The organism is Staphylococcus sp. GDY8P198P (genome assembly GCF_017891615.1).
Classification (GTDB): Bacteria; Bacillota; Bacilli; order Staphylococcales; family Staphylococcaceae; genus Staphylococcus; species Staphylococcus cohnii.
Window position 1 is genome coordinate 420,548 of sequence record NZ_JAESJQ010000005.1, and the last position, 21,775, is coordinate 442,322.

Consider the following 21,775-nt stretch of genomic DNA (forward strand, 5'->3'; position numbering starts at 1 on the left):
TAAATCTATGAAGCAAAAGGAGGCATTCACTGAGATGGATAACAACAAAAAAACGACATTAGGTATTACAGGCATGACTTGTGCTGCATGCGCGAACCGCATCGAAAAGAATTTAAATAAAATGGAAGATGTCAAAGCAAATGTCAATGTTACAACTGAGAAAGCAACGATTGAATATAATTCAGATAATACTTCACTAGATGCTTTAACTCAAAAAATTAAAGATACAGGTTATGATGTTGTCACTGAAAAAGCTGATTTAGATGTCATTGGTATGACTTGCGCCGCATGTTCAAATCGTATTGAAAAAGTACTTAACCGCACTGACGGTGTTGAACAAGCAAACGTCAACCTCACAACCGAAAATGCAACGATTAATTATAATCCAGAAGTGACATCTATAGATGAATTGATAAAAAAAATACAAAACATCGGCTATGATGCAAAAACCAAAGTAGCCCCTTCAGAAAAAAATTCACGAAAAGCACAAGAGTTAAAAGGAAAACGAAACAAATTAATTGTTTCAGCCATACTTTCTTTACCTTTACTATTGACGATGTTTATCCATTTATTCGGACTACCATTACCTAGTTTCTTAATGAATCCCTGGTTTCAATTCATATTAGCTACACCTGTTCAATTTATTATTGGTTGGCAGTTCTATGTAGGTGCTTATAAAAATCTGCGAAATGGTTCAGCCAATATGGATGTATTAGTCGCGTTAGGTACGAGTGCCGCATTCTTTTATAGTATTTATGAAATGATAAAATGGTTGAACCATACAAATGATACACCTCATCTGTATTTTGAAACGAGTGCTGTATTAATAACACTTATCTTATTCGGTAAATATTTGGAAAGCCGTGCCAAAACACAAACTACAAATGCTTTAAGCGAATTGTTAAGTTTACAAGCAAAAGAAGCACGTATAATCAGAAATGGCAAAGAACAAATGGTGCCACTAAGTGAAGTTGTTGTCGGAGATTATATACAAGTAAAACCAGGAGAAAAAATACCAGTAGACGGACAAGTAATCAAAGGTATGACTGCGATAGACGAATCTATGTTAACTGGTGAATCTATTCCTGTTGAAAAAACATTAAACGATAATGTGATAGGATCAACAATGAATAAAAATGGTACCATTACAATAGAAGCAACGAAAGTAGGAAAAGACACTGCTTTATCTTCTATTATTAAAGTAGTTGAAGATGCTCAAGGTTCAAAAGCACCTATACAGCGTTTAGCTGATACGATTTCTGGCTACTTTGTCCCTATTGTCGTAGGTATTGCTATACTCACATTTATCATTTGGATTGCTTTTGTCCAAACTGGTCAATTCGAACCTGCACTTGTAGCAGCAATCGCTGTATTAGTGATAGCTTGTCCATGTGCATTAGGTCTCGCAACACCTACTTCAATTATGGTGGGTACTGGCAAGGCTGCTGAAAATGGTATTTTATTTAAAGGTGGCGAGCACATAGAACGTACACACCAAATTGATACAGTCGTTCTTGATAAAACAGGAACTATCACAAACGGTAAACCAATTGTGACGGACTTTGATGGTAATGATGAAACACTACAACTTTTAGCTAGTGCAGAAAAAGATTCTGAACATCCACTAGCTGAAGCAATCGTCAGTTATGCAAATGATAAAGGCATCGATTTATTAGAAACAGCATCTTTCGAAGCAGTGCCAGGACATGGTATTCAAGCAATGATTCATAACCAAGACGTATTAGTCGGCACACGTAAATTCATGAAAGCTGCTCATATTGATGTTTCAAAGTATGAAGATAATTTAGTCAAATATGAATACGAAGGTAAAACGGCAATGCTCATTGCTATTAATCAAACACTACAAGGTGTGATTGCCGTCGCCGATACAGTCAAAGATTCTGCCAACGAAGCGATTCAACAATTGCACGAATTAGGTATTTCCGTAACAATGCTTACAGGAGATAACGCGCGAACAGCACAAGCAATTGCTAAACAAGTAGGTATAGACGCTGTAATTGCAGAAGTATTACCAGAAGAAAAAGCCTCAAAAATCAAAGAACTTCAAGATAATGATAAAATTGTTGCTATGGTTGGAGATGGCGTTAATGACGCACCAGCACTAGTTCGAGCAGATATCGGTATTGCTATTGGAACAGGTACAGAAGTAGCAATAGAGGCAGCTGATGTTACAATTTTAGGCGGAGAATTATTATTAATTCCTAAAGCAATCAAAGCCAGTAATTCAACGATAAGTAATATCAGACAAAACTTATTTTGGGCATTCGGCTATAACGTTGCTGGTATTCCTATCGCAGCTTTAGGTTTACTTGCACCTTGGGTAGCTGGCGCAGCAATGGCATTAAGCTCAGTAAGTGTGGTAACAAATTCACTCAGATTAAAACGAATGAAATTATAACGCAACTTTGTAATAATAATAATAATAAACATCCTTGATTTAAGGAGGTGATTCCTATGGCAACAGAAACAATTAAAGTTGATGGCATGAGCTGTGATCATTGTAAACAGGCAGTAGAATCTGCACTTACAAATCTAGATGGCGTATCAACGGCTGATGTGAACCTTGATGCTGGTAATGTTGAAGTTGATTTTGACGATAATAAAGTTACAATGATAAGCATGAAAGATGCTATCGAAGATCAAGGCTATGATGCTAAATAACCTGCACATTCAAAAAATGAGGGCTGAGACGAAATCAAACGTCTTAGCCCTATTTTTATATTACATATTTAATTAACACGAAGCTTACTATCACCAGTATATATTACCTCTAATGTTGCATCTAGCGCATCTACAATAAGATTTTTTACAGCTGCATCTGTATAAAAAGCAATATGTGGAGATAGAATGACATCTTGTCGTTCTATCAATTCAATTAATATTGCATCATCTAATTGTGTATTGCGTTGATCACTTGGGAATAGCCCTTTCTCACCTTCATAAGTATCTAATGCTGCACCTATTATTTTCCCACTATTTAATGCATCTATAAGGGCTTTTGTATCAACAATCGTACCGCGCGCACAATTAATAAACACGGCACCTGTTTTCATTTCTGTAAATACTGCCTCATTAAATAAATATGTATTTTCCTTTGTCGCTGGAATATGTACAGTTACAATATCTGCATCTTTAATCGCCTCACTCATACTTTCTTTATATGTTAAATACGCTTCACATGAGACTTGAGGTTCAATATCATATGCTACTACTTCTGAACCAAAACCTTCTGCAAAAATCTTACCTACAATAGAACCAATACGACCTGTACCAATAACTGCAACTTTTAAATCTTTTATAGAACGTGACAAAATACTCGGTTGCCATCTAAAATCATATGCTGCAGTTTTATTTTGTATATCATTAAAATTTCTAATTAAATTTAATGCTTGAGACACAGTATATTCAGCGATAGAATGCGGAGAATAAGAAGGTACATTGGTTATAACTAGTTCATATTGCTTAGCTAACTCAAGATTATAACTATCAAAGCCAGCACTTCTCTGAGCAATTTGCTTAATACCATAATCATGTAATTTCTGATACACTACTTCATCTAATTCAATTTGTTGTGACAACGATACCCCATCAAAACCTTTAACACGATCTACTGTTTCCAAAGATAATATGTCACTATCTAAATCTACTTTCACCTGATTTTTTTCTGACCATTCATTAATAAAAGGGATATCTTCTTCTCTGACACCAAAAAGTTTAATGCTTTTCATTGATCATTTCACTCCTATTCTGCTTCATATAAATGTTTTAATGATTGAATGCGTTCTGCCGCTTCCATTAAGCTATCATCATCCACTGCTAATGAAATACGTACATAGTTCTGCCCATGTTCACCAAATGGAATACCTGGCGCAACCAAAATGGACTTTTCTTTTAATAAATATGTTTCAAACGTTTCACCATCATAATGTTTAGGTGTTTTTAACCATAAAAATATGCCACCATTCATCGGCTCAAATGGGATACCTGCTTCATTCAATTTAGCTGTGAACTTATCTCTGCGGACTTTAAAAATTTCATTTTGTCTCACAAGAAAATCATCATAATGATTTAAAGCAAATGTAGCCGCGTCTTGCAGTGCACCAAACATACCAGCATGCGTATGTGTTTGATATTTTTTTAATGCTTGTATCATATCTTTATTCCCTACAGCAAAACCAACTCTAAAACCTGACATATTATATCCTTTTGATAAAGAAAACACTTCTATTGCTAGGTCTTTAGCACCCTTTGATTGTAAAATACTTGGATTTTTATAATCAAAGCCAAATGCACTGTAGGCAAAATCATGAACAATTTTAGTTTTTGTGCCTTGAAATTGTGCAATTGCTTTATCAAATACATCTTTTGTAGCAACTGAACCTGTAGGGTTATTTGGATAAGTTAGATAAACTAAGCGTGTATTCAATAAGACGTCTTTATCTATCATATGCCATTGTGGTAAATAATAAGGTGGCTTTAACACAAGTGGTTGTGGCTTAGCATCTGCCAACAATACACCTGCTAAATAATCTGTATAACCTGGATCGGGAAGCAGCACATTTTCACCCGGATTAACGATACATGTAGGCAAAGCGACTAAGCCGTTTTTCGTACCATATAGAATACAGACTTCTTCATCCTTATCTAATTCAACATCATATTGTCTTTTATAAAAATCGAAGATTGCTTGTTTGAATGTTTCTTTCCCATGAAAAGCGACGTATTTTTGATTTTCAGGTTTATAGATGGCTTCTGCGTAGCAATCAAGGATACCTTTAGGCGTTGCGCCATCAGGTATACCTACGGCCATATTAATCAACGGTAATGGCCCGGGCTCTATTTTACGTCCCATCGTTTTACCAAAGTAACTATCCGGAATTTGTGATAACCGATCTGATATTACCATTAAAAGTCCTCCTTAAAATAAAAAACTATATGCCTCATAAGTGACATATAGCTCTCACATGACACTTATCTATCAAGTATTCCACTTGTTGAATGTAGCACAGTACTTATGATTATAGATAAGTCTGTTGCTGAAGTTTCAACGGGTCAAGTCCCTCCACTTCTCTGGATAAGTCACTTTATAATTAAATTAATATTAATTTTATCAGAATATTCTAACATGTCAATATAAAAAAAGAGTGACTCAAGCGAGTCACTCTTATCTATATCACCAAACACAACACGTTCAGTGCTATAGATTTTACCACCAACCGTGGTTTTTACGGAATTCTAACGCTGCTGCTTCAGAACCGTAACGTTGTTTAGCGTAGTTTAACATACCTTTAGTTTGATCAGCTACTGAACCAGTACCCCATGATTCCTTAGTTTGACCTAAGCCTCTATATCCTGCTGGGTTAACCGCATTTGGATTACCACTTGATTCAGGCATTACAATTGAATTCCACATAGCTTCTGATCCACCAGCAGCTAAGAATTGTGCTTTAACTGATCCACCAGTTGAAGCCGCAGATGCTTGAGCTGTTTTATATGTTTGCGTAGCTGCACTTGTTTGTGCTGTTTTAACATTTGTAGTTGCTGAAGCTTTTGGTGCTTCTACTGCTGCTGGAGCAGTATATGATTGTTGTGAACGTACTTCACTTGCTGATTTTTCATTTGTGTTGACACTTACTTCTGAACTTACATCTTGTGTAGTATTAGGTGTTGAAGCTTGCGCACCAACTGCATGGTATTCCCATGACCATGTGTTACCGTCAGATGTAAAAGTAAACTCGTTACCACCTAGTACAAAATTGTAGTTATATGCACCAGCGTGTAATGGTTTTTGATCTAATTCAGCTGAACCATTTAATGCTAATTCTGCTAAATGTGCTTTGTCGATGTTTTGTTCTGAAGCGTGAGCTTGATTGTTGTCAGATGCTGCTGCATATCCTGTTACGCCTAATGCTACTGCTAATGATGAAGCTAAAATTGATTTTTTCATAATAAAATAAATCCTCCAAATTTAATTTTTAATAAAATATATTTTCGATAATTTTTTTGTCGTATTTGCTAAAATTCTTTAAATTTTATGTTTTGTTTTTTGACCATAGTTAATATACCATATATTTTTATCAATCATATTACACTTACATAACAAAACTTTACAAAAATTATTCTGATTTGTAACATTGCAATCTTTTGTAATTGCTTTATACAACATTCTCAAATAATCAATTTTGCTTTTATTATTTATAATTATTGATATAAAAGAATGTTATCTCTTGATTTGCTTCATTTTTTATATAGTCTGAAAAATTACAAACAACCTTATTGTTACATAACTGTAACAATATATTTCGATACATTTTTTATATATTGGGGTCATACTTGCAAATTATTTTGTGCAAAATTAAAAAGGCCTTTGATTTGAGGCCTTTTTAATCTTTTTACTTATATATTGATAATGCGCATTTTTAATATATTACAATAAGCAAATCTATATCTTCACTTATTTTATGCTAGGAACTTAAATACTTCTTTATCATATAATTTCAAAACTTTCATATAGAATATATGAATTAAGAAACCTATCATAAACGGAACGACAAAAAATGCGATAAATACATATAATAGATTAAGTAGTAATGGGGCTTCCATATGTTTAAATGCGCTGATGGGACCTACCAACCCAATAATACCAAAACCAGCAGATTCTTTGGTACCAGCAATACCTAACAACGCGCCAAAAAATCCAGTGATAATCGCATTGGTGAAGATGGGTAATAAAATAATAGGGTGTCGAACCATATTGGGAATCATCATTTTAACACCACCTAAAAATATTGTAATAGGTACGCCTGATCTGTTTATTTTCATCGTACCTGCGACGAGAACACCTTCACATGCTACAATGCCTAATGAGGCTGAACCTGCTGCTAAACCACTAATACCAATGGCTAGTGCTGTAGCCACTGTAGAAATTGGTGAAATGATTATAAAACTAAAGACAAGTGCAATAAGCATTGACATAATTATGGGTTGTAATTCTGTAAATGTATTAACTAAGTTACCAATACCAGTCGTAATTAATTGTATGTATGGCAATAACGTCAAACCAACCAAACCTGAAATAACACCAACGATTGTCGGTAAAATAATCAATGTTAGACTACCAAAACGTTCACCGATTACCAATATTAAAAATACCGCAACTGCTGCTGTTATCATTGTATTAATCAAATCTCCCACGCCGGCAAGTACCCACACACCATCTTTAAATTGTGCCACACCACTTCCGACAAAAGCCGAACTAGCAACTACAGCTGTCGCTAAAGGCGTTAAACTAAAGCGCATTGCAATCAAAGCTCCTACCAATAGTGGAACTGTAAATTGAATACCTAAAACAACCTGTAGTAAAGATTCAAAAACAGCATATTTCGGCGCTAAAAGTTTAAATACCTCACCTAAAATAGCATTAGGTATGAGCCCAGCAACAATTGCAATTGCTACGCCAGATAATACATTATTAATAAATTGTTTCGGACTTACTTTGATCATTGTGTGCCTCCTATGTTGTGATAAATAAAATATACCATATTATCGCAATTTTCAGAATATTTATTTTGTATACTTTATATAAAAAATACAGTTAATCATATCATTACAATTTCCAATTCATTCCTTATGTCCACTAAACACAAAAATTGCAAAAAAAAAACGGATAGACGTCCATTGCTTTTTAATGAACTTGTCTATCCGTAGACTTTCATTGCTTTTTAAAATAATATTTAGCGCTAATGTCGAAAGTAATTGTTATGTTCCAATACGCACGTCGTGTTTGTTAAATCATATTGTTAAAAACATTTTATTTTGCTTCCATCAATTCACGCGTCAATACGAGACCTTGCGTTGCATTCTCAAAAAATTCTAGTTTTTGAAGTGTGTTTTCTTCTGGCAAGTGTTGCTCAAATTGCTCCCATATCCAAAAGGCAATATTTTCGGCTGTTGTATTCATAGATGGTAATGTTTCATTAACGAGTTGACCATCCAAATAAGTTGCGATTTGTTTATTATATATTTTATCGACTTCATTAAAATCTAATGCCAATCCAGTATCGTTTATTTTAGATAAAATTTCAATATTGAACTTATAGTGTTGATTGGCTAAATCTTTGTGCGCTGTTTGACTAAAATATATTCGATTATCACAAGTAAATTCATAATAATTTTTAATAAGTACTGCATTACTGCGATATTTAAATTGTTCAGGTGGTTGAACTTGATCAAAATTTGTCATATTAAAATCTCCTTTTCAACATTATATTTATCTATACCCTTTCAGTTAAAATATATGAGTTCTAATGTTTTTAATATTACGTTTTAGGCTATAGAAAAATAATTGAATTATTAAGAGTAAAGGAGCTTTTTATGACTATTCAAATACAACGTATTTATGAAAAACCACTTAAAGAAGGCGTACGCATACTTGTAGACCGCGTTTGGCCACGAGGAATCTCAAAAGATCAAGCTAATTTAGATCATTGGCTAAAAAACATTGCACCAACATCCGAATTAAGAAAATGGTTTAATCACGATCCTCAACTTTACGCTGCATTTAAAGAAAAATACGAGAAAGAATTGCGTGAAAATAACGATCAAAAAGAAGCTTTTAATGAATTACAAGATATTGTTGCTAACAGTAAACAAGATGTCATTTTGCTTTATGGTGCAAAAGATGAAAAACATAATCAAGCGGTTGTGCTACAACAATTATTACAATAAGGTGTGAATATGATGGCTCAATGGCATATCGACATAAATGATTCACCTGTCCAGACACTCATGCGCCAAGACGAGACCCTTGCAAAACTTATAAGACAAATTGGCAATGTAGAAATAACACTGCGCCCTAATCCGCTAAAATCGTTAATTCGTTCTATCATTGGACAGCAAATTACCAATACTGCCGCTTCAGCAATTTTCCAAAGATTTTCGGAAGCAATCCACAATCAATGGGGTGTTGCATCGGTGTTAAATTTATCTGAAGCACAAATGAAACACATAGGTCTTTCTAAAACTAAAATAAACTACATTCAAAATTTGCTAGTGCATATAGAACAAAATAAACTCGATTTTACTAATTTACATGAATTAGATGATGAAACTGTAAAACAAGTTTTAACACAGGTCAAAGGTATTGGTCGTTGGACATCAGAAATATTTTTAATATTTACATTAAAGCGTGACAATATACTGCCTATTTTTGATGTGGGGTTACAGAGAGCTGCTCAATGGCTTTATCAAACTTCAAACGCTGAAAGAAAAAAACAACTCTCTCTATGTGCAAAACGATGGCATCCATATGCTTCATATGGGGCGTTTTATTTATGGGAAGCAATTCATCAAAATTTATTAAATTACGACTCTATTGACTCACTTTTAGACGAATCATCTTCGTAATACGTTGAGCTTAATATTTTAATTATAACTAAAATCATTCTATATTACGTTACGCTATCACTACGGTAACATCGCATTATTAGGATAAAGCGTGGATGGAATAATACATTTTCTCAACAATTATTTCTTATACAGACTCTCTTCACCATTAGGTAACGATTCTATAAATTTTCTAGGGTTTTCCGCATACTCATTTCCAACGCCACCTTCCATTCTTTGAAAATGTAGATGCGGCCCTGAAGTTTGAGAACCAGTATTACCAGAAAGTGCAATGATTTTTCCAGCTTTAACTTTTTCACCAGGTTCCACTTTAAATTCATTTAAATGCATATACCATTGATGATGTACACCATCTTCTTCCATAATCTGCACTACTTTGCCACCTAAATCATTTTCAAAAGTTCTGGTTACTTTACCATCTGTCGCTGCAGTTACTGGCGTGTTTTTAGCTATGCCATAATCAATGCCATAGTGTTTACCGTCGAAGTCATTATATTTATAATCACCAAAAGATTCAGTCTCTCTACTTATATTAAAAATGCTTCTATCTTTCTTTCCACTATCTTTATTTCCATCATTTTGTTGTACTAAATTTTCTCTTACATATCGTTGTACAGTATCTATATTTGTTAATAATAGTATTAACGGCACTAATACAATAACTAATAATAATATCGTTTTAAATGTATTTTTCACTATCCGATTCACCTTTTAAATTATGATATTAATATCATAATAAATGCTTTTATCTGTATTTTGCTAATTATTCAACTTAAAATCATCTCATACTTTCGTATTAAATAACTGTAATGAAAATATTAAAACAACTTTTGCAATATAGATTTACTCAAGTCAAACACGAAAATTTTATATCATTAACATAAAGAAAACGTCAATTTCTATATTGCTGTGCTAGAAATTGACGTTTATTTTTAGTGACAAATACTTATATTCCATACTTTTCTTTATCGTATTAACAGAATTCAAAAAAACTTATCTCTAAGCTCTTACAAATGTTACAAATCAATATTTTCAAAATTTAGAGAATAATGGCTATCCATAATTCAGCTTACACGTTATAACTTTTTAACATATGTTCCATCAAAGTCCAAACACGTTCAACATCTACAGCCGTAGCAAAATATGCATTTTTTTCTTTGTTTGTGACATTATTTAAGTCGACTGACATTGTACCGTATGTGAGCGAACTTTGATGTTCTATGTCGATGTGTGTCTGCTGCATAGTAAATAAGTCAGGTTGCAATAAGTATAAAATTGTACACGCATCATGAATAGGACCCCCATCCATATTAAAATGTGTTTTATAAGTAGATTTGAAAAATTCTAGTAGTTCAACAACAAATTTAGATATTTTATTATCAATGCTACTAAATCTTTGAATTACTTCATCTGTTGCTAAGACCTGATGAGTCACATCTAACCCAAAAACATTTATGTTAACACCACTTTCAAATACTCGTTTAGCAGCTTCTGCATCCACCCAAATATTAAATTCAGCGGTAGGCGTCCAATTTCCGAAAGTGCCACCTCCCATAATTGTAATAGAATCAATTGATTGAGCAATACTAGGGTCTTTGATTAATGCAGTCGCAACATTTGTAAGTGGACCTGTTGCAACAATTGTTACAGGACCAGCGCTATGTTTTAATGTCTTAATAATTACATCTGCAGCGTGATATTGAGTTGGTTTCAACGATGGCACTTCAGGTAATTTAGGTCCATCTAATCCCGAATCGCCGTGAATTTCCGAAGCGAAGGAAGCAGGTTTTATGAGTGGACGCGAAGCACCTACAGATACTTCAATATCTCGTCTTCCCATAACTTCTAATACATTAAGTGCATTTTTGGTGTTTTTTTCAACTGCTTGGTTTCCTGCTACAGTGGTCACGGCCAATATATCAAGTGTACTATATTTCGCACCTGCTAGAATTAAAGCTATCGCATCATCATGACCTGGATCACAATCCATGATTATCTTTTTAGTCATTTAACACACTCCAATCGTCTTATGTATATTAAATATGAATAAAATCAATTTTATCTAAGTATTATTTTGTAGTAAATATTTTATCATTTAACATCACTACTCTAATTACAACGGCATTGTTTCATTTATTAAGCTTTATTTTTTTACTACTGTTAAACTTATCATACTACTTTTCTAATGGTTTTGCTTTTTATTTTCCGAAAATTCACATAATTTTATAGAAATATCACATTTTTTGTATGAATTATGTTTGCTGCATTTAAAAAAACTGGTAAGTTAGTATCATTACACAACTTGAGGTGGTCTTTAATGCAAGCAATTTTAATTGGTATATTAGCTGCTTTCTTTTTTTCTATTACATTCATACTAAATCATGCAATGTCTAGTGAAGGTGGCAGTTGGCTTTTTAGTGCGTCACTACGCTTTATTTTTATGTTCCCTTTTTTGTTAATGATGGTTATTTGGAACCGTAAAGGGCGTCACCATATTATTTTATTGCATATTAAGCAAAATTTTTTCAGGTGGTTATTGTGGAGTTCACTTGGTTTTGTCTTTTTTTATGTACCCATAACTTTTGTATCAAATTATAGCCCAGGTTGGCTTATTTCTGCGACATGGCAATTAACCATTATTTGCGGTCTTTTTACAGCTCCATTTTTCTACACATATATACAACAAGGACAATCCACAATCAAAATGAGAGAACGTATCCCGTGGCGTTCACTTGCTACATCTAGCATTATGATATTAGGTGTTATCATTGTACAAATTCCGCACATTTCGAATATAGAATTACATATTTTCCTATTATCTGTCATACCGTTGATGATTGCAGCATTTTGTTACCCTTTAGGCAATCGTAAAATGATGGTGGTTGTTGGCAACGATTTAAATACGATCGAACGGATATATGGCATGACCTTAGTCACCTTACCATTATGGTTGATTATTTTTCTGATTGGAGTAGCTACTCAAGGGCTACCCTCTTCAAATCAAATCACGCAAACTTTTTTAGTTGCGATTTTCTCTGGTATCATAGCAACAACATTATTCTTCTATGCAACGAATATAGTGAAACATAACCAAACTAAGTTAGCTGCTGTTGAAGCGACACAAGCGATGGAAATCGTTTTTACATTAATTGGCGAAATGTTACTTTTAGGCTTAGCGTTACCAAATATGTTAAGTATTGTTGGTATTATGATCATCATATTAGGTATCATCATTTATTGTTTTGTAAATAGTAAAATAAATGATCGTAAAATAGAATTGAAATAAAATCAAAGCCAGTTATGTTAATTGACAACTTGTTCGTAAAGCAAGATAATTTGTCTAATGATAATAACAAATATAGAGGTGTAATTAATTGACTCATACTCATATAGATCCCCGTATTATAAGAACTAAAAAATTATTAATGGACGCTTTTCGTGAAATTGCAAAAGAAAAAAAGTTAGTATCAATTACGGTTAAAGATATTACCGAACGTGCCACTGTCAATCGCGCTACCTTTTATGCTCATTTTTACGATAAATATGACATCATGGAATATACACTGTCTGAAACAATCTTAAAAAATTTAAATCAATCGCTCAATATGGTTGCAGAATTAAATGAAAAAGCACTGTGCCAATGTTTTATTACAATTACTAGTTATATCCAAGATACTCATGAAGAGTGCCGTCTAAATAGTGAAGCATATGGGGAAATTGTCGAGAAAAGAATTAAAGAAGAATTAGAAGATATTTTTTTAAAATTAATGTCTGATGAACACAAAGATATAGATAGAGAGACACTTGCTACAAGTGCACGTTTTCTATCATGGGGATTATACGGCATCGCTAAACATTGGTTCCATTCGAGTAATTTACCTGCTGAATCATACATCAACAAGTCATTACCCTTCATTACATCCCAACTTTCAAATCAAAAATAATTCGCACAATGCGTTTGGACAATGAAAATAGTTATGCTTTAATCATTCATATGCCCCTCGTTAAATAAGTTATCGTAACTTATTTAACGAGGGGCTTAATTTATTTAAGTAAAATAAATGTTTAAACATTGTGATCATTGATAAATTCCAATACTTCACCTGTAATCGCTACTGCATTATTGCTTTCTCCTTCTATACCACCGTAATGTAGACCAATTAATTCATTATTTGCATTAAAGACAGGCGAGCCTGAGTTTCCCCCAAATGTGCTGGCACTATATGTTAATATACTGTCATTATTACTTATGACTTTACCCGAACTTTCCCACATCGTTGCTAAAGGTTTGTCACCTGGATAACCTGTAACTGTTATTGGATCATTACTAGACACAGTACTAGTTTCACCAATTGTGGCAGGTGTCACAACATCTCCAACTGACTGCCCTTCACCATTTTTATTAAAATGAACTAGTACTAAGTCAGCATCTCCAGGATAGGCTACCACTTCTTTTTCTGTAAATGTACCATACGGAAAACTATTTTCATTTTCAGCAGCAGGTGCAAATGATAGCTTTCCATTACCGTTATTTACTACATGCTTATTCGTCAATACTGTATTTTTACCAACAACCACACCAGTAGCGATTGTTTCTCCTTTTTCTATGTAGCCAATGGATTGGTAATGACCAGATTGAGTATTTTCAATTTGATGTCTATTTTCACCTGGTAGCATGACTCTTGGTGTGGCAGTACCTATTTGATTCCTCTCATTAGTCTGTTGCGAACTTTTCATAGTATCATTTTGATTTTGTGCTTGTGCCTCAGCATTGATAGTGCTTGATAAAAATAATAATGTACCTATAATGATGCCGACTAATATGTTTTTCAACAAAACCTACCTCCTATTAAAAAATATTACTTTTTAAATTTACAGAATTTTAAGATTTTAATCAATTATTACTTAGTACATTAATTATGTGATTTAAACAACATATTGCTCACTTTGTCGCTTATACAATGAATTTATAAACATGTTGTTTGCATTATAATAAATCATGCCATATAATTTATCTAAACAACAAGTGTTACTTAGTTTACAGTCGTTGTTTAATTTAATTGAAGAGGAGGGATAGACGTGACAACAATTCAAACACACAATGGTTTTCAAAGAACTTTTCAACAGGAACATTTAACCTTAGGATTAATGTTACCCTTTGATGATCCTGAAAATATCGCATTGCCAATTGATCAACAAATAGCATTAGTTCAATATGCTGAAAAACTTGGATTCACAAGCTTATTTGTGCGAGATAATCCTTTATATAGTCCGCACCTTGGTAATGTAACGACAAACTACGATCCGTTTGTGTTTTTAACTTTCATCGCTGCCAACACATCCAAAATCGCTCTCGGAACATCTAGTATTGTTGCAACATTACGTCATCCTGTGCATATTGCTAAAGCATCTGCCTCTCTTGATTTAATATCAAACGAGCGATTGTTATTAGGGATTGCTACTGGAGATCGTCAATTTGAATTTCCAACTTTTAAAATCAATCCAAACGATCTAAGTCAACATTTTCAATCAGCTGTGTCATCTTTAAAAGAATTATGGCAATCATCATCACCACAAACGTCAAATACTTTATTTGAACTGTACGAAGATTCTGGCTTACAAGTATTACCAAAGCATAAGCATATTCCTATGTTCGCAACAGGATACGCCAAACAACATATTGATTGGTTAAAAACACATGTGGATGGTTGGTTATTTTATCCTCAACCTTTCCAACAACAAAAAGCTTTATTACAGCAATGGCATCAAAACAATACATTCAAACCCTTTATGCATCCTTTGGTAATTGATTTATCAGTTAATCCGAATGAACTTGTAAAGCCGATTAAAGGTGGTTATCGCCTAGGAAGAAACACTTTGTTAAACATCCTAAAAGCGTATGAACGTATCGGAACCAATCATATAATGTTGCAGTTTATAGCCAACGACAGAACTTATAAAGAAATATTAACAGAGGTCGGTAATGAAATTATTCCACACTTTCCACCTCGACATTTACAGGAGGACAAAATTTATGAAACTACTAGATAGAATTAACCAATTAGCAAACAAAGAAAAAGTGCAAACTTTGAGTGTAGAAGAAAAACAAGAGCAACACGTGTTAAGACAAGAATATCTTCAAATGATTCGCGGCCAAGTCGTTAACACATTTTCTACTTTAAAAGTTGTAGATCCTTTAGGTGAAGATGTTACACCTGATAAAGTTTATAAATTGCGTGAAGAAATGGGCACACTAAATTTAGATTAATAAAAAACCCGTCAAGCAAATGATACTTGACGGGTTTTCTATATAACCATTAAATTGAAACGTATTAATGAGTTTGTTCATCATATTTTATACTTATCTTTTCATTTTAAAGGGTTGATGCTTTCTAACACTTTTTAAGCTGAAATATTTGTAATGAAAGCAATGTGTAACAAAACTATATAACAACAAAGAAGCATCTTTTCTACGTTTAACTATTTAATATGGTTTCCATGGATCGATCTACACTGCCCGCATACATACTTCCAAATTTCAGTAAATGCACCATTAATAAATACAAACGATAAAATTCTAGTCGTTCATTGGCACCTTTACTTAAAGGATAATGCTTATTATAGGAATCATAAAAAGCTTGAGTAAAGCCACCAAACACAGTAGTTATACCTAAATCAAATTCTCTATCACCATATAGTGGTGCCGGATCAAACAATGCAGGTTGACCATTTTCTAAAAACATATAATTACCACCCCACAAATCACCGTGCAATAATGAGGGTTTACTTGTATGGTCACTCAACGCACTTACAATTACTTCCCGCACTCTATGATAAGTTTGTACATCTTCCTCTATCCATAAACCTTGATCTACTAATCTATCTTTTAAATGATCTAAACGACGTTCAACAAATATGGTCGTCCAACTATCAGACCAATCATTGTCGAATGATACATCACCGCCTTCATAAGGTAAATCAAAACCAAACTTGCCATCTGGCTGCTGTTGTTGATGCAATTTAGCTACCAATTCTCCAAGTTCAGCTTGGCTACCTTGGTTTCCTTCATTTAAAAAACTTAGCAAAAGATAGGCATCTCCATCGATTTCACCACTATCAATGACTATTGGCGCAGTAATTCCAGCTTTTTCAAACAAATTGAGGCCAGCAACTTCTGCATCAAAAAAGGCTTTACTTCTCTGACGTTGTACTAATAAAAAATATGGCTTTTGAGATGTTTCTACGCGATAGGCTTCGTTAACGTCTCCACCGCTTACTGGTACAATAGACTCTATATTGTCTAATGGTAATTGTGATTGCCATTGTTTTTTCATAAAAATATCCCTCCATTATTCCATCACATCATTGTACTATTACCGTTTTATTTAAAATTTAATCAAAATCAGTGTCTTCTCTAATAATTTGAAGGTTATATTAATATTTCTTATTTATACTAGGCATATGAATACTAAAATGCTAGTCTATTAAAGACATATATTTTCATCTACTACTAATTTAAACAAATGGAGCGATTACAACATGTATAAGTTAATTAAACCTATTTTATTTCAATTAGACCCTGAAAAAGCACACGGTATGACGATTAATGCCCTTAAAATCCCTCAAAAGTACACTAAATTGCTGCCAATACTCGAAAAATTATTTCATTATAGGAACCCTATATTATCTCAAAGCATCAAAGGTATACATTTTGAAAATCCAATCGGATTAGCTGCGGGATTTGATAAATCTTGTGAAGTTCCAAAAGCACTAGATAAAGTAGGATTTGGATCGTTAGAATTAGGCGGCGTAACACCTAAACCACAGCCTGGCAATCCTAAACCACGCATGTATCGATTAGTAGAAGACCACGCGCTAATCAATCGTATGGGATTTAATAATTTAGGTATGAACAAAGCGTTGAGTAATCTAAGAAAATATAGTTACCATACGCCTATTGGCTTAAATGTTGGGGTAAATAAAGCAACGCCGTATGAAGCACGTTACCAAGATTATATAAAAGTCATAGACACATTTAAAAATGACGTCACATTTTTCACCGTTAATATCAGTTCTCCTAACACGGAAAACCTACAAAGTTTTCATGATAAAAATGAATTTTCTCAATTATGTGCTGCTATACAAAATTATAAAACACAACATGATCTTAACGTACCTATTTTTATAAAATTAACATCTGACCTTAGTACAGAAAGTTTGTCTCGAATGCTCAAACCTATAACACAAACGTTTGATGGCATCATTTTAGCGAATACTACGCAAAAACGTGAACAATTACATTCCGTTAATCAAAAAGAAACTGGCGGGTTAAGTGGAAAACCTTTATTTAAGCGAAATTTAAAACTGATTGCACATGCCTATAAAGAAACGCAAGGTCAGTTTTTAATCATTGGTACTGGTGGCATTTCCGAAGTGAATGACGTCATCAAAATGTTACGTCATGGTGCATCGCTGGTTCAAATTTATAGTTCACTCGTATTTGAAGGGCCTGGATTAACTAAAACTATGAACAAACAGCTTGCACAATATTTACTAAGAAATGGATACAAACATATCGATGATATCATAGGATTAGATGCGTAAAATATTTTAGTTTTTCTTATCGAATTATTTATTGTAAAATATTAATTGTGAAATTATGATGATTTTTTATTATATAGGGTAAACAATTACCGAAGGGGGCGCTACAATGTATAAAAATATATTATTAGCATATGATTTTGATAATTCTTTTAATAACGTTCCTAAAGAATTACAAAATTTAACTACCGGCGTTGACAATGCAAAAATCACTATTTTCAACGTTATACCTGAAGGTGATTTACAAACTTCGGTTCGCTATGGTGGCAAACATTTTGAAGAATTAGCTGAAGAAAAAGGCAATGAAATATCACCTTTTGTTGAAAAATTAGAATCACTCGGCTTAAAAATTCAAGTGAAGTTTCGTTCTGGCTACATTAAACAAGAAATATTAAGTGAAATCGAAGAAAATAGCTATGATATCATCGTTATGAGTAATAAACGGGCCAAACCAGACATAAAAAATGTACTGGGAAATGTTACTCATAAAATCGCTAATAGCGCAAATATTCCTGTACTTATTATAAAATAATTTAACATCATTAATAAAACTCATTATTCTATTAAGGAATAATGAGTTTTTGTCGTTATTTTAGTTTGTAATATCGTTATCTTGTTTTAAATATCGCTCGATGACTTGTAACACACCTGATTCATCATTGGAAGGCGCTTTGTAATTTGCGACATCAGCCACTTCAGGACTACATTCAGCCATTGCATAACTATTTGGAGTCAAAGCTAACATTTCTATATCATTATTTGCATCTCCAAAAGCTAGCAATTCTTGTGGTTGTATATCCCATTTATCTAAAAGTGTTTTAATCGCTACACCTTTATTCACTTTAGGTAATATTAAATCCAAACTATCATTTCCACTTGTAACTGGCTTTATTTCTTCACCATATTGTGCTTTCAAACCTTTCATTACTTCATCTAAAAGTAATGGATCTTTAATTCTAAGCGCAATCTTAACAAATTCATCTTGCTCAATAGTTTTAAAGTCAGAAACTTTCGTTATATTAAAATAATATTTATATAAAAATGATAAAAAGTCATTACCCACATCTTCTAATACATAAGCACTTTTAACTCCGCTTAACACAATATCTTCAATATGATAATGATTAATAATCAAATTTAAAACGTCAAATACCAATTGTTGATCAAAATATTCAGCTGCTTCTAACTTGTTATTTTGATACGTAACTGCGCCATTTTCAGCTATATACGTTATCTGATGATCCTTACCTGAAAAAAATGAACGTAATTGTGCATATTGGTTACCACTTGCAATGATAAATTTTATATCTCTTTCCATCATGCTTTCAAAAATTTTATTGAAATAAGCTTCATCATAGGTATTATCCGATTTAAAAAAGGTACCGTCTTTATCTACTGCTATTGCTTTTATCAAATGTTACACCTTCCATTCCTGTACAAATCATTAAAAGATGGGATTATATAATAAGTCATTACATCACAATGACATTGAACAAATGGCCATCTATATCACTAAATAAGGCCCCGTAATACCCCTCATGTTCCGTGCCTGTTTCTAGTACTTTTCCGCCTGCTTGTTCAACCAACGAAACTAACGTATCAACTTCTGGTTTTGTTGAAACTGAAAGTGACACTAATGCTTCATTGTTACCTATAGATGAAAGTCTAGAAACTTTTTCAAATTGCTTTTTTTCTATCAGCATAATGATTTGGCCATCTTTCGTCTGAATACCTCGCATTTTATTCATCATGTCTTTATGTTTTTTGATTGTAAATCCTATCGTATCATAAAATTTTTCACTTGCTTCCAAATCTTGTACTGGTAAATTGAGCCATGCAGCATTAATTTCCATTAGCCATCCTCTCCCTTTTCAAATTTTTCAACGTATTACACACTTATAGTAAAACATAAATCACTTTTAAAAACATGACTTTATCATTTTCTATTTCAATAGCACAAAGCTTGAAAATATTTATTTTAGCTTTCAATTACGGTAGACTCTAACCATTCTCATCCATGTTTGTCAAAGCGCTGATACTCTTTAAATTAACTTGTTTTAATAATTGATCGTAAGTATTTAGTGCTGTCTGAGTTACTTTTTCTCCATAACCAGTTAGGTAAATGTACATGGCGCGTTGGTCTTCTACACATTCTTGTCTATATACAAGTGGCGTCTCTGTATTTTCCATTCTTACAATAAGTCTAGACATCGCACTTTGACTTAAGTCAACCACTTTAATCAAATCATTGATTTTGTATTTTTTATTCTCTGACTTATAAATTTCATATAATACATAAAATTCTTTAATACTTAGATGATATTGATCTTTCAATTTTCTTTCAATCATCGCTTCAATATAATGTATATATTTAGTCATTTTAATCCAATTATCCACTTTTTGTTCTTTTTTCATTGTATATCTCCCCACTAATCATACGTTTGAAAGTTTCTTAGGTCATTTATTAATTAATGCTGAAATGATGTTGTACAAAAAACATTATTTCCAAGTGTTGCACTTTTTTCATATGACTACCTATATAAATACGTTGCTTTTATAAACTATATTATTCAATATTCTATAAGTTTCGGTATCTACTTTTTAGTTTAAAGGATAAAAATGTCGAACTAAAGACGTGATACTCCCAATTTCCACTTTTTTTATACATCAACAACATATAATTATAATATTGTTTATCTTGAGCATAATACAAAAAACCATTTTAGAGTACTAACAATTAATACTAATAAAATAAGTTCAATTCTATTAGTGTTTCAACTGTTAATAGTGACTAAAATGGTTTTAATTTGTTAAATTAACACGATTTATGCTTATTGCTTTTTCAATATTTGCTCTTTCAAATCTTTACGTTCATATTCTAAAGAGTAAGGATCATTTAACCAATAAATGCCCTCATCCACTTTAATTGTATGTCCATTTTTGACAGCCTCAGTACTTTTCCATAAATCTTTATTTTCAAAAGATAATTGAGTTCCTTTAGCGACTGGTGTAACGACATAATCACCTGCCATATCTGGAATTTCTTCTTCAGATATATCAGCTAAATCATTTTTCTCAGTAGCTTTTTCAACATTTTCTGGCATTTTCAAGCCAAATGCATCATACAATACTTCACTACCATGACCGTATGTCTTACCGAGTGCATATACTTTTTTATCAAAATCTTTGATAATTGAAACAGTTGTGTCTTCACCAATAGCCTCTTTTATTGTTTCACCGTCATTTTTTGTCTTTTTCTCCCATTCATCAATCCAGGCATTTGCTTGTTTTTCTTTACCTATTATTTTTCCTAGCTCTTGATGTTGCTCTTTGTAATCATGTTTCAAATAATCAAAAGCAATTGTGGGAGCAATTTTATTTAATTTTTTTAAATTTTTATCAGTATTATAAGTAATAATTAAATCTGGTTTTAACTTTGCGACACTTTCCACATTCTCTGCGTCTACTTTTTTAACGTCTTTAAATTTATCCTTTAATACTTTGCTATCATCCACGATGTTAGCTACACCTACTATATTCCCATCAAGTTGTTTTAAACCACCTGCATAAGTTGCACCAAGTACGACAATACGTTTTGGCTTTTTAGGTATTTTTACTTTATCTCCTGAATCTTGAACATACGTCTTTGTTTCTTTCTTGCTTTTTGATGACTCATTATCAGATTGATTACCACATGCTGCTAATACCAAAATAAGTGCAAGTAATGGTAATAATAATTTTTTCATTC

23 protein-coding genes and 1 riboswitch are annotated in these 21,775 nt (G+C 32.8%); of the genes, 10 read left to right on the forward strand and 13 right to left on the reverse strand.

Going from position 1 to position 21,775, the window contains the following annotated elements; genetic code table 11:
- Positions 1–34 precede the first annotated feature (34 nt).
- The gene (locus tag KA824_RS06410) at positions 35–2,419 is read left to right on the forward strand and encodes a heavy metal translocating P-type ATPase (protein ID WP_107384338.1); all 2,385 of its coding nucleotides are present in this window, start codon (positions 35–37) and stop codon (positions 2,417–2,419) included.
- A gap of 56 nt (positions 2,420–2,475) precedes the next feature.
- Positions 2,476–2,682 (forward strand): copper chaperone CopZ, encoded by a 207-nt coding sequence (gene copZ, locus KA824_RS06415; RefSeq protein WP_181187341.1) that lies wholly within the window; start codon positions 2,476–2,478, stop codon positions 2,680–2,682.
- A 68-nt stretch (positions 2,683–2,750) separates the two neighbouring features.
- On the opposite strand, the gene KA824_RS06420 is transcribed toward copZ, so the two are convergent.
- From KA824_RS06420 to KA824_RS06440, 5 genes are all read right to left on the reverse strand, one after another.
- Positions 2,751–3,749, reverse strand: a complete 999-nt coding sequence (locus KA824_RS06420; protein WP_107384340.1) for a D-lactate dehydrogenase — start codon at positions 3,747–3,749, stop codon at positions 2,751–2,753.
- 14 nt (positions 3,750–3,763) lie between these two features.
- The gene (locus KA824_RS06425) at positions 3,764–4,927 is read right to left on the reverse strand and encodes an aminotransferase class I/II-fold pyridoxal phosphate-dependent enzyme (RefSeq protein WP_181187340.1); all 1,164 of its coding nucleotides are present in this window, start codon (positions 4,925–4,927) and stop codon (positions 3,764–3,766) included.
- 62 nt (positions 4,928–4,989) lie between these two features.
- A riboswitch (SAM riboswitch) is annotated at positions 4,990–5,102 on the reverse strand.
- A 125-nt stretch (positions 5,103–5,227) separates the two neighbouring features.
- A complete protein-coding gene (locus tag KA824_RS06430) occupies positions 5,228–5,968 on the reverse strand; it encodes an aggregation-promoting factor C-terminal-like domain-containing protein (RefSeq protein WP_107386263.1) in 741 nt (246 codons plus the stop codon).
- A gap of 512 nt (positions 5,969–6,480) precedes the next feature.
- On the reverse strand, positions 6,481–7,524 hold the full coding sequence (locus tag KA824_RS06435; RefSeq protein WP_181187339.1) for a PTS sugar transporter subunit IIC: 1,044 nt from the start codon (positions 7,522–7,524) through the stop codon (positions 6,481–6,483).
- A gap of 307 nt (positions 7,525–7,831) precedes the next feature.
- Positions 7,832–8,263 (reverse strand): 6-carboxytetrahydropterin synthase, encoded by a 432-nt coding sequence (locus KA824_RS06440; protein WP_107385313.1) that lies wholly within the window; start codon positions 8,261–8,263, stop codon positions 7,832–7,834.
- A gap of 131 nt (positions 8,264–8,394) precedes the next feature.
- On the opposite strand from KA824_RS06440, the gene KA824_RS06445 reads away from it, so the two are divergent.
- Both KA824_RS06445 and KA824_RS06450 read left to right on the forward strand, forming a co-directional pair.
- Entirely contained in the window at positions 8,395–8,748 is a 354-nt protein-coding gene (locus tag KA824_RS06445) for a DUF488 domain-containing protein (RefSeq protein ID WP_107385312.1), read from the forward strand.
- A 12-nt stretch (positions 8,749–8,760) separates the two neighbouring features.
- Complete coding sequence (locus KA824_RS06450; protein ID WP_107385311.1) at positions 8,761–9,426, forward strand: DNA-3-methyladenine glycosylase family protein; 666 nt, start codon at positions 8,761–8,763, stop codon at positions 9,424–9,426.
- Between the two features lie 120 nt (positions 9,427–9,546).
- Here the strand turns inward: KA824_RS06450 and KA824_RS06455 are convergent, their stop codons facing one another.
- Both KA824_RS06455 and KA824_RS06460 read right to left on the reverse strand, forming a co-directional pair.
- Complete coding sequence (locus KA824_RS06455) at positions 9,547–10,122, reverse strand: M23 family metallopeptidase (RefSeq protein WP_107385310.1); 576 nt, start codon at positions 10,120–10,122, stop codon at positions 9,547–9,549.
- A gap of 373 nt (positions 10,123–10,495) precedes the next feature.
- The gene (locus KA824_RS06460) at positions 10,496–11,434 is read right to left on the reverse strand and encodes a nucleoside hydrolase (protein WP_181187338.1); all 939 of its coding nucleotides are present in this window, start codon (positions 11,432–11,434) and stop codon (positions 10,496–10,498) included.
- A gap of 309 nt (positions 11,435–11,743) precedes the next feature.
- Here KA824_RS06460 and KA824_RS06465 point away from each other — a divergent pair, with 309 nt between their 5' ends.
- Both KA824_RS06465 and KA824_RS06470 read left to right on the forward strand, forming a co-directional pair.
- The gene (locus KA824_RS06465; RefSeq protein WP_107385033.1) at positions 11,744–12,712 is read left to right on the forward strand and encodes a DMT family transporter; all 969 of its coding nucleotides are present in this window, start codon (positions 11,744–11,746) and stop codon (positions 12,710–12,712) included.
- An 88-nt stretch (positions 12,713–12,800) separates the two neighbouring features.
- Positions 12,801–13,370: a TetR/AcrR family transcriptional regulator gene (locus KA824_RS06470; RefSeq protein ID WP_107385032.1), complete on the forward strand. Its 570-nt coding sequence runs from the start codon at positions 12,801–12,803 to the stop codon at positions 13,368–13,370.
- Between the two features lie 121 nt (positions 13,371–13,491).
- On the opposite strand, the gene KA824_RS06475 is transcribed toward KA824_RS06470, so the two are convergent.
- Positions 13,492–14,259, reverse strand: a complete 768-nt coding sequence (locus tag KA824_RS06475; protein ID WP_107385747.1) for a trypsin-like serine peptidase — start codon at positions 14,257–14,259, stop codon at positions 13,492–13,494.
- Positions 14,260–14,505: 246 nt separating this feature from the next.
- Here KA824_RS06475 and KA824_RS06480 point away from each other — a divergent pair, with 246 nt between their 5' ends.
- Positions 14,506–15,477, forward strand: coding sequence for an LLM class oxidoreductase (locus KA824_RS06480; protein ID WP_107385030.1), 972 nt, complete (start codon positions 14,506–14,508; stop codon positions 15,475–15,477).
- Positions 15,461–15,694, forward strand: a complete 234-nt coding sequence (locus tag KA824_RS06485) for a DUF896 domain-containing protein (RefSeq protein WP_107385029.1) — start codon at positions 15,461–15,463, stop codon at positions 15,692–15,694. Before KA824_RS06480 ends, KA824_RS06485 begins: the two co-directional genes overlap by 17 nt.
- Before the next feature lie 208 nt (positions 15,695–15,902).
- Here KA824_RS06485 and KA824_RS06490 read toward each other — a convergent pair whose 3' ends face one another.
- Positions 15,903–16,760 (reverse strand): fructosamine kinase family protein, encoded by an 858-nt coding sequence (locus tag KA824_RS06490; RefSeq protein ID WP_107385028.1) that lies wholly within the window; start codon positions 16,758–16,760, stop codon positions 15,903–15,905.
- Between the two features lie 205 nt (positions 16,761–16,965).
- Between KA824_RS06490 and KA824_RS06495 the strand changes: the two genes are divergently transcribed.
- Both KA824_RS06495 and KA824_RS06500 read left to right on the forward strand, forming a co-directional pair.
- A complete protein-coding gene (locus KA824_RS06495) occupies positions 16,966–18,030 on the forward strand; it encodes a quinone-dependent dihydroorotate dehydrogenase (protein WP_181187337.1) in 1,065 nt (354 codons plus the stop codon).
- Between the two features lie 106 nt (positions 18,031–18,136).
- A complete protein-coding gene (locus KA824_RS06500; RefSeq protein WP_107385026.1) occupies positions 18,137–18,559 on the forward strand; it encodes a universal stress protein in 423 nt (140 codons plus the stop codon).
- Between the two features lie 60 nt (positions 18,560–18,619).
- Here the strand turns inward: KA824_RS06500 and KA824_RS06505 are convergent, their stop codons facing one another.
- The 4 genes from KA824_RS06505 to KA824_RS06520 form a co-directional block, all read right to left on the reverse strand.
- Entirely contained in the window at positions 18,620–19,441 is an 822-nt protein-coding gene (locus KA824_RS06505; protein ID WP_107504482.1) for a Cof-type HAD-IIB family hydrolase, read from the reverse strand.
- Between the two features lie 58 nt (positions 19,442–19,499).
- Positions 19,500–19,880, reverse strand: a complete 381-nt coding sequence (locus KA824_RS06510; RefSeq protein WP_107504483.1) for a VOC family protein — start codon at positions 19,878–19,880, stop codon at positions 19,500–19,502.
- A 148-nt stretch (positions 19,881–20,028) separates the two neighbouring features.
- Complete coding sequence (locus KA824_RS06515) at positions 20,029–20,442, reverse strand: MarR family winged helix-turn-helix transcriptional regulator (RefSeq protein WP_181187336.1); 414 nt, start codon at positions 20,440–20,442, stop codon at positions 20,029–20,031.
- Between the two features lie 416 nt (positions 20,443–20,858).
- On the reverse strand, positions 20,859–21,773 hold the full coding sequence (locus KA824_RS06520) for an ABC transporter substrate-binding protein (RefSeq protein ID WP_181187335.1): 915 nt from the start codon (positions 21,771–21,773) through the stop codon (positions 20,859–20,861).
- Positions 21,774–21,775: the final 2 nt, after the last annotated feature.

Coding starts and splice junctions, on each gene's coding strand:
- KA824_RS06490 (WP_107385028.1), bottom strand. CDS start 16,760: ATGAAAAAACAATGGCAATCACAATTACCATTAGACAATATAGAGTCT.
- KA824_RS06420 (WP_107384340.1), bottom strand. CDS start 3,749: ATGAAAAGCATTAAACTTTTTGGTGTCAGAGAAGAAGATATCCCTTTT.
- KA824_RS06440 (WP_107385313.1), bottom strand. CDS start 8,263: ATGACAAATTTTGATCAAGTTCAACCACCTGAACAATTTAAATATCGC.
- KA824_RS06485 (WP_107385029.1), top strand. CDS start 15,461: ATGAAACTACTAGATAGAATTAACCAATTAGCAAACAAAGAAAAAGTG.
- KA824_RS06520 (WP_181187335.1), bottom strand. CDS start 21,773: ATGAAAAAATTATTATTACCATTACTTGCACTTATTTTGGTATTAGCA.
- KA824_RS06460 (WP_181187338.1), bottom strand. CDS start 11,434: ATGACTAAAAAGATAATCATGGATTGTGATCCAGGTCATGATGATGCG.
- KA824_RS06465 (WP_107385033.1), top strand. CDS start 11,744: ATGCAAGCAATTTTAATTGGTATATTAGCTGCTTTCTTTTTTTCTATT.
- KA824_RS06450 (WP_107385311.1), top strand. CDS start 8,761: ATGGCTCAATGGCATATCGACATAAATGATTCACCTGTCCAGACACTC.
- KA824_RS06500 (WP_107385026.1), top strand. CDS start 18,137: ATGTATAAAAATATATTATTAGCATATGATTTTGATAATTCTTTTAAT.
- KA824_RS06430 (WP_107386263.1), bottom strand. CDS start 5,968: ATGAAAAAATCAATTTTAGCTTCATCATTAGCAGTAGCATTAGGCGTA.
- KA824_RS06510 (WP_107504483.1), bottom strand. CDS start 19,880: ATGGAAATTAATGCTGCATGGCTCAATTTACCAGTACAAGATTTGGAA.
- KA824_RS06515 (WP_181187336.1), bottom strand. CDS start 20,442: ATGAAAAAAGAACAAAAAGTGGATAATTGGATTAAAATGACTAAATAT.
- KA824_RS06410 (WP_107384338.1), top strand. CDS start 35: ATGGATAACAACAAAAAAACGACATTAGGTATTACAGGCATGACTTGT.
- KA824_RS06435 (WP_181187339.1), bottom strand. CDS start 7,524: ATGATCAAAGTAAGTCCGAAACAATTTATTAATAATGTATTATCTGGC.
- KA824_RS06425 (WP_181187340.1), bottom strand. CDS start 4,927: ATGGTAATATCAGATCGGTTATCACAAATTCCGGATAGTTACTTTGGT.
- KA824_RS06495 (WP_181187337.1), top strand. CDS start 16,966: ATGTATAAGTTAATTAAACCTATTTTATTTCAATTAGACCCTGAAAAA.
- KA824_RS06445 (WP_107385312.1), top strand. CDS start 8,395: ATGACTATTCAAATACAACGTATTTATGAAAAACCACTTAAAGAAGGC.
- copZ (WP_181187341.1), top strand. CDS start 2,476: ATGGCAACAGAAACAATTAAAGTTGATGGCATGAGCTGTGATCATTGT.